The organism is Rhizobium oryziradicis (assembly GCF_001939045.1).
Lineage (GTDB): Bacteria > Pseudomonadota > Alphaproteobacteria > Rhizobiales > Rhizobiaceae > Allorhizobium > Allorhizobium oryziradicis.
Window position 1 is genome coordinate 1 of the sequence record NZ_MKIM01000025.1, and the last position, 12,780, is coordinate 12,780.

At 51.0% G+C, this 12,780-nt stretch carries 11 protein-coding genes, 1 pseudogene and 1 other annotated feature; all 12 genes and pseudogenes read left to right on the forward strand.

The genetic code is table 11. From position 1 onward, the window contains the following. The first annotated feature begins 560 nt into the window (after positions 1 to 560). Positions 561 to 2,672 carry a type VI secretion system tip protein TssI/VgrG gene (tssI, locus tag BJF95_RS07950; protein WP_075638948.1) on the forward strand — a complete coding sequence of 704 codons (2,112 nt, stop codon included), beginning with the start codon at positions 561 to 563 and terminating at the stop codon, positions 2,670 to 2,672. A gap of 5 nt (positions 2,673 to 2,677) precedes the next feature. Next, complete coding sequence (locus BJF95_RS07955; RefSeq protein ID WP_075638949.1) at positions 2,678 to 3,952, forward strand: hypothetical protein; 1,275 nt, start codon at positions 2,678 to 2,680, stop codon at positions 3,950 to 3,952. Between the two features lie 38 nt (positions 3,953 to 3,990). Beyond that, positions 3,991 to 5,121, forward strand: a complete 1,131-nt coding sequence (locus tag BJF95_RS07960) for a hypothetical protein (RefSeq protein WP_075638950.1) — start codon at positions 3,991 to 3,993, stop codon at positions 5,119 to 5,121. 170 nt (positions 5,122 to 5,291) lie between these two features. Then, complete coding sequence (locus tag BJF95_RS07965) at positions 5,292 to 5,543, forward strand: hypothetical protein (RefSeq protein WP_075638951.1); 252 nt, start codon at positions 5,292 to 5,294, stop codon at positions 5,541 to 5,543. Between the two features lie 9 nt (positions 5,544 to 5,552). Further along, positions 5,553 to 6,569, forward strand: coding sequence for a DUF2169 family type VI secretion system accessory protein (locus BJF95_RS07970; protein WP_075638952.1), 1,017 nt, complete (start codon positions 5,553 to 5,555; stop codon positions 6,567 to 6,569). After that, positions 6,566 to 7,621, forward strand: coding sequence for a hypothetical protein (locus BJF95_RS07975; protein ID WP_075638953.1), 1,056 nt, complete (start codon positions 6,566 to 6,568; stop codon positions 7,619 to 7,621). Before BJF95_RS07970 ends, BJF95_RS07975 begins: the two co-directional genes overlap by 4 nt. A gap of 4 nt (positions 7,622 to 7,625) precedes the next feature. After that, a complete protein-coding gene (locus BJF95_RS07980; protein ID WP_075638954.1) occupies positions 7,626 to 8,594 on the forward strand; it encodes a DUF4150 domain-containing protein in 969 nt (322 codons plus the stop codon). Between the two features lie 12 nt (positions 8,595 to 8,606). Then, positions 8,607 to 9,584, forward strand: coding sequence for a type VI immunity family protein (locus BJF95_RS23635; protein WP_083638749.1), 978 nt, complete (start codon positions 8,607 to 8,609; stop codon positions 9,582 to 9,584). After that, positions 9,577 to 10,536 carry a type VI immunity family protein gene (locus BJF95_RS07990; protein WP_075638955.1) on the forward strand — a complete coding sequence of 320 codons (960 nt, stop codon included), beginning with the start codon at positions 9,577 to 9,579 and terminating at the stop codon, positions 10,534 to 10,536. The genes BJF95_RS23635 and BJF95_RS07990 overlap by 8 nt, the downstream gene beginning before the upstream one ends. A gap of 141 nt (positions 10,537 to 10,677) precedes the next feature. Beyond that, complete coding sequence (locus tag BJF95_RS07995; RefSeq protein WP_075638956.1) at positions 10,678 to 11,013, forward strand: hypothetical protein; 336 nt, start codon at positions 10,678 to 10,680, stop codon at positions 11,011 to 11,013. A gap of 77 nt (positions 11,014 to 11,090) precedes the next feature. Beyond that, positions 11,091 to 11,654 (forward strand): type VI immunity family protein, encoded by a 564-nt coding sequence (locus BJF95_RS08000; RefSeq protein WP_075638957.1) that lies wholly within the window; start codon positions 11,091 to 11,093, stop codon positions 11,652 to 11,654. 199 nt (positions 11,655 to 11,853) lie between these two features. Beyond that, positions 11,854 to 12,764 (forward strand): annotated as a pseudogene (locus BJF95_RS23640) (IS3 family transposase); the annotation flags it as partial. Then, positions 12,141 to 12,257 (forward strand) — a sequence feature (AL1L pseudoknot). (Overlaps the previous pseudogene by 117 nt.) Positions 12,765 to 12,780: the final 16 nt, after the last annotated feature.

Genomic DNA, 12,780 nt, shown 5'->3' on the forward strand with positions numbered 1-12,780 from the left:
GTACCAGCTTTTTAGAGCATTCTTGGTGGGATAACCCAACTGCCGAATGGTCGCCTTAACCCGCTTGCCAAGCCTGATGTAAAGCTCAACGGCTCGAAGTCTGTCGGAATAGGAATACATGAACTACCTCCTGGTGGTCCAAGTTTTCTTCCGCACCCCCTCAGAAAAGAGTCGATTGCATACCCTTAATCTCGGATGACAGAACTGCTTCCTTTCTCACATACATATATCCGAGACAACGGCAACGACGTTTCGAAAAGGATGACGGCACGCCTCACCTCCAGTTTCGGTTCGCGCGAATGTTGATCAGGTGCAGCGTGTGCGAGAAAAAAGGATCGCAACGCTGACCGAGCAGAAGCAGATTGCCGAAGCGCAAATCGCGGGTCAAAGCATGCATTAACGCAAACCTGATCTACCCCTTTCAAAAAAACACAATCCAGACCTTGACCTTATGGGAATGCGGCCTATTTTTTTGCCATTAGAGTGATCGGACTACGTATTCCGTGACAATCGATACGGTCTTTTGATTTTTTTAAAAACGATGTTTTGGGGGCCTGTTTATGGATGACGAACTTTCACCCGCCGATTTCATTCAGGCCAGCCGTATTTTGAATGTGTCCTCGCCTCTGGGCGATGATCAATTGCTGCCCGAGCGGTTGAAAGTGGATGAAGGCGTTAACCGCCTTTTCGAGATCACGCTATCAGTGCGCGCCAAGCGCGAGACAGTCAAGCCAGATGAACTGATTGGCAAGCTAGTGGATGTGTCCTTGGAAATCCGCCAAGGGGACTTAGATGAAGAGGGTGTACGCAGGCCGTTCAATGGGTTGGTCACCAATCTCTCCGAGGGGCCGCAGGTGACGCGCGGCTTGCGGTCTTACACTCTGACCATCCGTCCGCAGTTCTGGCTGCTGTCTCGGCGCTCGGACTGCCGCATCTGGCAGAACATGACGTCCATGCAGGTGCTCGATACACTGCTGTCGGAACATGGTCTTCCCGCTGCTGCTTACGCGCCAATGCACAAAAAACCGCCGGAGCGCGAGTACAGCGTGCAATGGAACGAGACGGATCTCGATTACCTACTGCGCCGTTTCGAAGAGGATGGGTTGTTCTACTGGTTCGAACATAAGGTGGGCGTCCACCGTATTAAGGTCAGCGATCATAAAATCGCCTGGAGCCAGCCTTCGGCCTCGGCGGAAGGTGTCGACAATGTGAGATTAGCGCAAGGATCTTCCGATCGCAATCACATCAACGAGTGGATGCGGCAGTTTGCCTTCATCCCCGGCCAGCGGGCCGGTGCGGACTGGAATTTCGAAACTCCGAGCACGGTACCTCTCAATGTAACGCCCTCGCTGATTCAGATGCCGGGAGCAAAACAACGTGAGCTTTACGAATATCCGGCCCGTATCAGCGATGTGAAGGAAGCCGAGCAGGCCGAAACCTTCCGTATGCAAGCGGCGGAAGCCGACCATGAGCGAGTGACGGGCAAGTCAAATGTCCGCTTCCTTGAAGCTGGTCGGCGCTTTACGCCTTATGAGGAACCGCATCCGGAGCACAAATACGAAGAGCATGTAATTACCCGCATCACCCACTGGGCCGTGGACCGTTCCTATGAGACCACGGAGAATGAGCCGGAGTATCGCAACGAGTTTGAAGCTATTCCTTCACGAGTGCCGCTGACCCCACATCGCGACACCAAACGTCCGCGCATCGAAGGCGCGCAGGTGGCCATCGTCGCCGGTCCAGAAGGTGAGGAAATCCATACCGATCAGTATGGCCGCATCAAGGTCTGGTATCCATGGGACCGGCGGGCCAAGAAGGATGGTTCCGACACCTGCTGGGTGCGGGTGGCGCAGAACTGGGCGGGTGGCCAATGGGGTGGTCAGATCATTCCGCGCATTGGCATGGAAGTCATGGTCGCCTTCGTCGACGGTGATCCGGACCGGCCGTTGGTGACGGGCGTGGTGCCCAATCCCAAAAACCCCGTTCCCTACGATCTTCCCGCTAACAAGACAAAGAGCGTACTCCGGACCAATACGCACAAGGGTAAAGGATTCAACGAGCTTAGCTTCGAAGATGAGGCTGGTCGCGAGCAAATATTTTTGCATGCTCAAAAAGATCTTGATAGCCATGTTCTCAATGATGCGCGTGAACGGGTTGAAGTTGATAAACATCAACATGTCGGAAACGACAAAACAGGCTTCGTGGGCGGAGATCAAGAGCAAGTTGTTGCAGGAAACATGTCAATTGCTGTCGGTCAAAATAAGTTAACTGAATATCTTCTTTCAAGAACATTAAATGTATTCGGTAAATTTTCTGATTTTATGGAAAAATTACGCATTCCAGATCCATTTAATTTTGCAAAAGGCAACTTTCAGCTTTTTGTTGAGAAAAATAAATCGGAAATAGTGCTTGCAGGCTCCTCAGAGATAGTGGGCGTAGCGAAATCGACTGTTGTCGGAAATCTCCACCAAACAACAGTAGGAAAGAAAATGAGTGTGATTGTCCGTGGGCGCTCCGATGAAGATGTAGGACGCATAAAGAACATTAATGTTGGGGAGCAGTTCACCATACGTGTTGGCGAAAACGTGATGATATCTATGTCGAAGGAGGGCGATTTCGTCGTTCAGGCAAAACGTATCATCATGAAAGCTGACAGTATTCACGAGAACTGATCGCCATGGCAGAGAGCCAGCAAGATAGGAGTTCGGAAGACAAAAAAGTTTCTCAGGAGAGTGTGTGGCGTGTTCCTATGCTTCCTCCTGTGGAACAACGCGATGCTGTACGGGAAGAATGGTTACGAAGGCTTCATTGGAAAGACATCGATGCCTCAGTCGCTGATGATGGAGGAATATCCAGTCTTTGGGGCATGCGATCTCGCGACGAGGCAAATTCTATGCCTTGGTCTCCCGTAATACCGCCGTCGCAAGGCAACTTAGGACCATTGCTTGGAAAGCCTGCGCAAAAAGGCGCGACAAGCATTATGCTTTCGCAACAGGGACATGCGGATCACTTATTTGTCACGACTGATAACGAGGCTAAGCAGACGGCAAAAGAAGGCGAACAACGACCGCCTAACCAAACGATTAAAACCGAGCAATCAGGTTCTGCAACGCAAGCTCCAAAGGAGGAGGAGAAAAGCCCTTGGAAATTTGGAAGCGAAGCAGAGTTTAAGCGAGAAACGAATCAAGAGAGCGTTAAATTCGGCGGCGATAGTGGGAAAACACTCCGGCAAGCTGCTGGGGAATCGCTAGGCGAAAGCGCTAAAAAATTTGAGAAAAAATATCCGAAGCTTGATGAAATCGGTGTAAGCGGCGAGTACACCGCTTGGGACAAGTCCGGTGAAGTCAAGAAAATTGAAGGGAAAAACGGATTCGCTGACGGTAACCTTCGAGTATTCTACGGTGACACTAAAGGTTCAGCAAAAGGTACTATCTCCGCCGGTGGCGCCAAAGGTGAAGCAAGCGCTGGTGCGGAAATTGGAATGCTGAAGGGAGAAGGTAATCTCGGTGACAAAAAAAGCCTGCTTGCCGGGAAGGCTGAAGGCCGAGCCGTTGCCGCAGATGCGAAGGCGAAGGTTGCCGGGGAAATCAAATTTAAAGAAGTGGAAGCAACGGTTTCAGGTTCGCTTGGGGCCTCAGCAGTTTTATTGGACGGTGAAGTTGGGGGTGAGATCCGTATTACGCCACGCCGAATTTGGAACGGGGTGATCGTAAGCGGCGTCAATACCGGCGCGAGTTGGTTGGGTTATGGCAAGCAACTTGAGAACATCGACGGCTGGGATTGGGGAATTATGTTAGGCGGATCGGTGGGAGGGACGGTCGGTCTTGCCGCCGAAGCTGAAGCATCTGCCGGAATATCCAAGAGGGACAGAAAAGCTGGCGTTGAGACTAAAATTAAATTGGCACCAGGACTAGGTGGGTCCGTTAAAGGTAAGGCTGGACTTGTATGGTAGCGACGAGCGCACAAATTATTACACGATGCATTACTATAATGATCGCTGCAGTATTGCTGTATGCTTACGTGGGTGACGGACAAGCGGCATCTTCAAAACAAGAAACAGAAAGGAGGCAGACATTGACCGAGGAGGAAGCGAAGGATCTTGGCTATAAGCGTTTATCTTTAAATTTGGGAAATGACATCAAGGCTTCATTTTTTGCTAAGGGTAATTCGCTCACGACACTACTAGCCAAGGCGGAAGCGATTGAAGCGCCGGGTCGCGGGGAATTGGCAAAGGTATTTGTGCCCGATGATAGAGATAAGTTCGAAGTGACTGTGGCTTTGTTTAAGCCAGGCTTTGCAGCGGAAGCGCCTTCCATAAGTGAGCAATTATTGATGGAAAACGGTTTCGGAATAACCGACGCAAATCATGTCTCACTGACATCCGCCGACGCCGAAGGCGAAACACTGGATGAAAGCAAAGTTGCCAAACTTGCTCGTTCCATATGTCAGGTGCGGCAGGACAAAGTTCTATGTTTTTTCATGCAAGGCGACGCTGAGCACCACTCCGAGTTTGAGGATCAGGCTCGTATACTCAAGGACTCTTTGCAAATTGATGACGGTAGCAAAGAGGGTTTTGACTCAAGTCAGATTAAGCATCTGACATTATCTCTGGGTGCTAAGGGTTCATTAGCGCTGGATTATCCATCTGTATTTTCTGTCGTTGATAATGACTTTGATGGAGATTTGCCTGGGACACTTCATCTCCAACAAGGTGGTGCAGATAACCCTCTCTCTGCGATCATGATTGCTGCGTCGGCTGGAGCGGCTCCTCCCAGCAGCGAAGCGATTGATTCCGTGGCTGATGGAATGATGCATAGCTGGCTGGAACAGAATGAGAAACTTTTTGCTAATCCCGTGCTGGCGAGCAAGGGAGATTTGTCGGGCCTTGGCAGTGGAGATGTGGGGCGCACTTACGCCTATGTCGTAGACAAGCTTGCGGGTGGTGGTGGCAAAGCGCAGGTGCGCCTTAGTCTGTTTGCATCATCAGGCGTTCGATACTCCGTCCTAATGGTTACCCATTACGCAGCCGGAGTTGATGATACAGGACCTTTCTTCGTGCGTTTAGGAGGCATCACCGGCTATGATCTCGTGATGCGGTCGATTTTAGAGCGACGTCATTAAGATCAACGGGAGGAAGGCGCGGTTGTTACTTTGATGTCATATTGCTCACGTCGTGATTACGTTCGTAGCGTCATAAGTTGAAAACCCTCACGCCAGCAGGACAGATGCTCGTGACCATTTCCCTGACGTAAATGAAACCGTTCTAAATCCAACATCTCAGGAGTACTTCAATGAATGCAATACAGGGTAAGTCTGCATTTCTGCTGCCTGATATCTCGGAGAGCGGCGATCGCTGGTCGAAATTGATGGCATTGGCCGACATGCTGAAGATTGACGAACACACTGGTGCGATCACAATAACCAACGGCAAGTCGTCCCTCACACTGCGCAAGGACGGCCGCATCTCTGTCAAAGGCGTATCGATCACTCAGCAGGCGGAGCGGTCCATTGCTCTCGATGCGGCTGTCATTGATTTGAATTGACCGTCCATCATGTGGCAGGTTGACAATAGAACCCCGTTTGCTGTGCTCGGATATTTTGCACGAAATCGGGCTGGTCACGAGCACTGGGTTGTCGCGATCCGTGCACGATTTCATATTCTTCCAAGCCATTTGAACGCCTTGTTGGGCGATCAAGGTGAAATTCGGATCAAGCCAGAATATGCAGACGGAGAAGGATTGGAGTTACTGGCTGAAGGTGACTTATGCGCCTTCAAACCAAAAGCCGACGTGCTTTTGACCGGTGAGGCGCGCGCGCGCGCCGGTTATGAGGTCAATAAGGTCGAAGTTGGATTCGATTTGGCTGGACGAAGCAAACGGGCAGTTGTTTTCGGCAAAAGGCAATTGCGCCAGAAGGCCGGAAAACTCCACCTTGACGGCTATGAGACGTTCAAAACATGTCCTTTGAGTTGGCGACATAGCCTTGGCGGCACGGACTTTCTCGATCCTGATGCAGAGCCAAATCAGGACAATCCGATAGGTATGGGCTGGTCATCGAAATGGCCGGATATACCCGACGGGACAGAAGTTGGCTTGCCACTGATTGAAAATCCGGAAAATTTCATCGACTCTGGCCCGTTACCTGCCCCGATTGGCTTTGGCGCGATCCAACCATCATGGAGAGCAAGAGCATCTCATGCTGGAACCTATGATGATGATTGGAGGAAATACGAAGCCCCCCTATTGCCATCAGACTTTTCCGAGCAATTTTACCAAGTCGCACCTGCTGATCAAACATTTGATCTCAAGGGTGGCGAGACAGGTCGCATCTTTGGCATGCACGAGGAAGGCGACTACGGCTTTCGCCTGCCACAGGTGATCATGGATTGCAGCACCTGGATGAAAGGCCAGAAAGTCGAAACAAGACCAAGGTTGATTTCCGTCCTTCTGAATGGCTCTGACAAGACACTTGAGATGGTGTGGAACAGCAATCTGCCATGTCCCGCTGGCGATATGTCGGTCTCGCACTGCCGCGTTCATGTCAAACAGATGGCCGGGGTTGAGCGATGACAGCGTTTGCCCAGATATACGGCATCGGTCTCTGCTGCCCGCTGGGCAAAACCCTTGAGGATGCGTCCAAGGCCTATGCGGCAAACGACCATAACTTTGTAAAGTCTGAGAAAGGACCCGTGGGGGCGGACGGGGCAAAGGTCACGCTTTCCTGTGTCATGCCTTTTGAGGATGTCCGAAATTTCGAGCTGCGATTGCAGCGACTTTTCGCAGGCGCTGTCGACGACTTGGTTAAGACGCTCGATCTCAGCGACAGCGCGGTTTCGATGCGTCTTGTCGTGCCCCGCTGGCTGGCTCGACACAAAATCGGACAAGACCTGGTGACCTGGATTGTTGCGACTTGGCCTACTCTGTTCACGAATGTCACCTTGCTGGCTGATGGTGATACTTTGGCTGTCTATGAACTGGTCAAGGGACTGCAGGAGATTTCAGAGGGGCAGATCCCTGCCCTGGCCATTGCTGCACTTGATAGCTATATGGATGCTGAACTCATCGACATGCTCGCGATCAGCGATCGCATTTATAAGCGCGGTACGCCCCATGGCCTCGTACCTGGCGAGGCAGCGGTGATTGTCATGCTCGGTTCAAACGCGACATTCCCGGCTACGTCGCCGATTGGCACGATAAGATCGGCTTTCAACGGATTCGAGGCTGAAAGTCTTTCGGAACCGCAGAGTATTATTGGTAGAGGTCTCGCCAAGCCGCTACGAAAGGCCTTTGAAGCCTTTCAGCCTGATCGGTTTCTGGTCGACCTCAATGGTGAACGCTGGCGCTCGGAAGACCTCGGATTCGCGCTGTCGGGCGCGCTCATTCCTGACACGTTGCTCTCGGACTTTGAAACGCCTCTCTCAAATACCGGTGATTGTGGTGCCGCCAACGGCTTGGTGATGACAGCATTTGCTTTATCGACATCTGAGGAGAACACCGAAGCCGATGTTTCCACATTGGATGATCACGAGCCAAGGCGCAGCCTTCTGTCGGTCCTATCGACCTCGCACGTTGAGGGACCGCGCTGTGTCATTGCGCTCGAACGCTCTATAAGGGAGAACTGAGCTCATGCAGGAAACCGTCTCCATCAATGGTTTGACCCTTTGCCATAAGCACTCCGATGGTTGGGTTCGCTCAACGCTTCCAGATGTGTGCAGAAGCCCGGATAAACCGGTGCCCTACACCAACACCGCCTATGCCCGCGATCTCGCCAAAGGCACCACCACGGTGTTCTCTCACGGCGGGGCCATGAATGGCATTAAAGGCTCGGAATTTTACCGCTCGTTCGGCGATGAACCGGGCACTGGCGGCGGGGTTAAATCCGGCGTGCATCTGGACCGGGCGACATGGCTTTCTTGGTCGCCGAATGTGTTTATGGAGGGACGTAATGTTACCCGATTGACGGATCGTATGCTGCTCAACAAGGGGAACACAATCTCTGCAGGTGGGTATTTTTCGGGGACTTTAACCGGCACTGACAAGGATACTGCAAATCTACTTTGTACTCTCGCGTGTAGTTGCAAGGGAGAAAAGCAGGTCTGTGTCGATGCTGCCATCAAAGCTATGCCGAAGACACCTACAGATGGTTTATATTCTGAAGTCACTTTTGATCCGGCCGGGAATATGTATAGGGCACCGGATGGCTCTCCTATGACAAGAATGGGCGTTCCAGGCTCGCGACTTGATGTAACAAAGATGGTTGGCGGCAAACCAACGGAATTCATAGAGATGAAGTTCAAAGGTGATAGATTTCGGGGAAACGCACGTGAGCGGTATCGAAGTATCGCCCGTAAGTACGAAAAAAAGAGATTGCAAGAGATATGGGTTGAGAAAGAATGTCAGTGTGATGATGATCAGAAAAAGAATGTCGCAGAAACTCAATCTCAGACGATGACAACGAAACAAAAGGTTGGCGTTGGTGCCGCAGCTCTAGCAACCGTTGGAGCAATCGCTTGTGCAATTATAGAACCTTGCGGTGCGGCCGCTCTTGGAGCGCTCGGGATTGGCGGTGCGGCTTCCTTAGCCGCGGCAAATTAAGGAGGAAAACTGATGGCCAAGATGCACCTTACGCCGGAGCTTGCCAGCGAACTGGACAAGGTCGAATTGTCAGATGATGGTTTCGTCGTTGGTCGAATTGGTTTTGCGCTTGAGCTTTATTTTCTGGGCGGCGACAAAGTGGAAACACGTCTGGCGCTTTGCAAAATGCTGCGAGAATATCACGCCCTGTTTGCAGACAAGATCTCGCATTATCTGAAAGTGGATGCAAACCGTCTCACAAAAGCGAATGGCGAAGCTTATCTTGATTACTATGAGGAAAAAGCGAGATCGCTTTCACCAGATGAAGCTATGGACACGATGGTGTTTGGCTATCCGGGGAAAAAAATAGTTGACGAGCCGGCCTCCATCAGCATTGCCTTTACCGCTATTGGCCCAGACCCCCTTATTAAACTTGGACGTTCCGATATCTGTGCTTATTTTCCTGCAAGTTTTGTCGCAGAGCACGGCTATGGCGTATTGCTTGATCTGGCCATGCGTTGGTCATCTGCAGTCGATATCCTTCACGGTAGCGCCGGATATAGTGTTTTGTTTGAGCACGGTATTTATTCAGGTAGCGAGACGCTGACCGTTCTTCCGGCACTGAAGCGTTTTCCCGGATTGGATTTTTCCGATCCCAGTAGTTTTAAAGTCGATTCTGAAGACAGTGATGGCCTCTCTTTTAAATCAATCAATTGGTTGACGATACTCGGAGATAAGATCGCCAACCGTCTTGGTGACAAAATTGCGTTGCGGGAAAAGCTGGGGTCATCCTGCCCTGTCCATGAGTTCGATGGGGGGATTGTTGTGCAGGCTGGTGATGAGCCACAACTGGGGGATAACAATCGCGGTATTGTGCTGGACGATTATCGCCGTGTCGCAAAAGCTTTAAAGCCTGTCCGGTTTGAAGATTACCAACTCGGGTTGTTCGCCTTGCCCGAACCCTATGACAGTGTGGAAGAGACATTAAACTGGGTTAGGCGCTTTGATTAATCATGATATACTCGCCTTGCTACATAAGAACAAAACAGACGATATCCTGTTCGGTCATTCGTTTGAACTCTATTGCGAAGGTGGATCAACTGTCGAGAAGCGCAAGTCCTTGCTTGATGCCGCCATTGATTACACAGAATCTCTTCAAGGGCGAATTACCCATTACCATCCGAGAAATTCTAGTCGGTTGAAGCGCATATCGGATAGTGATTGGGTCGAATATTATAGGAATATCGCCGAAACCGTTACTGCAGATGATGTAGAAGGTTTTGATGCGACGGTTTACGGATTTGATGGTGGTAAAGAACAGGATGCTGCCACGCCATATTTTTGCTGCGTCATTGGGTCGCCTGAATACAAAAGGTACTCTCGCATGAACGCATATTATCCAATGGACTGGTTCGGCACTCGCGAAATCAATGCTGCTCATTATATTGAAAGAATGAGAGATTGGTGCAGTTTACTAAATGTCTCTCATGGAACGGCTGGTTTTAGCCTCATCCTTGAAGAGGGGACGCCAAAAGATCGAGCTATACGTTTGGCGTTTCCGTTTCTAAAACGGTTTCCAGGCCTTGATTTGCCATATTCTAGTCGTTGGAGCAGTGGTACGCGGCGAGCGAAAAAAAGGTTCATCCGCACGATAAATTGGCTCACTGCCACTGATCACGCATTTATAAGCGAGCTCGGCGGCTTGGGATATATTCAAGGCGCAGTTGGTGAAGAATGTCCCATACATGATTATGACGGCGGTATAATTATTCAAGCAGGGCCGTATCCCGAAATAGGTGACTCAAACAAAGGAATCACACCACAACACTATATAACCGTCGGGAAATTGCTGGAACCATTGATTTTTGACGATTTTAATCAGAAACAACCATATATTTACGCTCCAACACCCCTCGATTCTCATGAGGAGAGTGTCAAATGGGTCCACCGATTTGCCAGGTGATTGTTCAGGGTTCCAAAAGCTGTATCCTCGTTCCAGTGAGCGCTGTCGAATTGCAATTTTAGCCCTTTAGCAGGGCGATATTCTGATGCACGACTTCAACTGAGCCGCAATGCTGTCAGCTGAAAATTAGAATGTAGTCTTATGACAACAAGACACCTTACGCCAGAGCTTGCCGACGAACTGGACAAAGTCGAGCTCTCGCACAACGGCTTTGTTATTTCTCGCATCGGTTTTGCGCTTGAGCTCTATTTCCTGGGGGGCGAGACTGTGGAAACCCGTCTGGCGCTTTGCAAAATGCTGCGCGAATATCATGCCCTGTTTGCAGACAAGATCTCATATTATTTGAAAGTGGATGCAAACCGTCTCAAAAAAGCCGATGGCGAGGCTTATCTTGATTATTGTGAGGAGCGAGCGCGATCTCTGTCACCCGATGAAGCCATGGATACAATGGTGTTCGGCTATCCGGGAAAAAAATAGTTGATGAGCCAGAACCCATCAGCATTGCCTTTACGGCTATTGGTCCAGACCCGCTCATAACTCTCGGACGATCTGACATTTTTGCTTATTTTCCTGCACGTTTTATCGCCGAACACGGCTATGGTGTATTGCTTGACCTGACTATGCGTTGGTCGTCTGCCGTCAATATCCTTCACGGTAGCGCCGGATATAGTGTGTTGTTTGAGCACGGTCGCTATTCGGGGAGTCATGCGCTAACAGTTATTCCTGCACTGAAACGGTTTCCTGGTTTGGACTTTTCTGATCCTGGAAGTTTTCAGGTTGTGTCGGAAGAAAGTGATGGCCTTTCTTTTAAGTCTCTCAACTGGTTGACGGTACTCGGAGATCAGGTCGCCAACCATCTTGGTGACAAAACTGCGTTGCGGGAAAAGCTTGGGTCATCCTGCCCTGTCCATGCGTTCGATGGAGGGATTGTTGTGCAGGCTGGTGATGAGCCACAACTGGGGGATAACAATCGCGGTATTGTGCTGGACGATTATCGCCGCGTCGCAAAAGCTTTAAAGCCTGTTCGGTTTGAAGATTACAAACTCGGGATGATCGCCTTGCCGGAACCCTATGACAGTGTGGAAGAAACCTTGAACTGGATTAGAAGATTCGATTGATTCAAAATTCAGCTAATTTCCGGCAATATTCATGGACTTCTGTGTATTTGAATTTTTATTCGGGGTCTCTTTCTGGATTTGATATTTACGGTTCAGCCATCCAATAAAAAATATTTGGATCAAAGTCTGGATAAATTCAAAAAAATGGATGAACCGCCCCGGATTTACCGGAGACCCGAACTCGAGAGAAGTCGGGTCTATGACAAGCAAGACGACGAACAAGTTCTCCCCTGAGGTGCGTACCCGTGCCGTGCGAATGGTGACGGAACATGAAGCCGAGCATCCGTCCCGTTGGGCGGCGATTTCCTCTATCGCCGCCCAACGGGACGGATGCTCGGCGCACACGCTCAATGAGTGGGTGAAGAAGTCGGAGGTCGATAGCGGCAAGCGAGCCGGCCTTCCGAGCGACATGGCCGAGAAGATGAAGGCTCTGGAACGGGAGAACCGCGAGCTTCGTCAGGCGAACGAGATTTTGCGCAAAGCGTCTACGTATTTTGCCCAGGCGGAGCTCAACCGCCCACTGAAGCGATGATTTCCTTCATCGACGAACACCACTCGGTGCTCGGGGTCGAGCCGATCTGCAGACTGCTGCCGATTGCCCCGTCCACCTATTATGAGGTCATTGCCAAGCGCACGGACGTGGGCCGCCTGTCGGCCCGCGAACGGAATGATATTGCCATGAAAGTCGAGATTTGCCGGGTGTTCAACGAGAACTTCCAGGTCTACGGCGTGCGGAAAGTTTGGCGGCAGTTGCAGCGGTAAGGCTACGATATCGCTCGCTGCACCGTGGCAAGGCTCACGAGAATGATGGGCCTTCAGGGCATCATTCGCGGCAAGCCCGTCAAAACCACCATGTTGGACAAGGCCGCTCCATGCCCGCTTGACCGCGTGAACCGCCACTTCAAGGCTCCCGCGGCGAACATGCTTTGGCTCTCCGATTTCACCTATGTCGCGACCTGGCAGGGCTTCGTTTACGTGGCCTTCGCCCGACGTATCATCGACTGGCGGGCGAGCCGGACCGCCCATGCGGGCTTTGTGCTCGATGCCCTCAACCAGGCGCTTCATGATCGGCGGCCCGTTCATCGTGGCGGGTTGATCCACCATTCTGATAGTCATATGATTGATA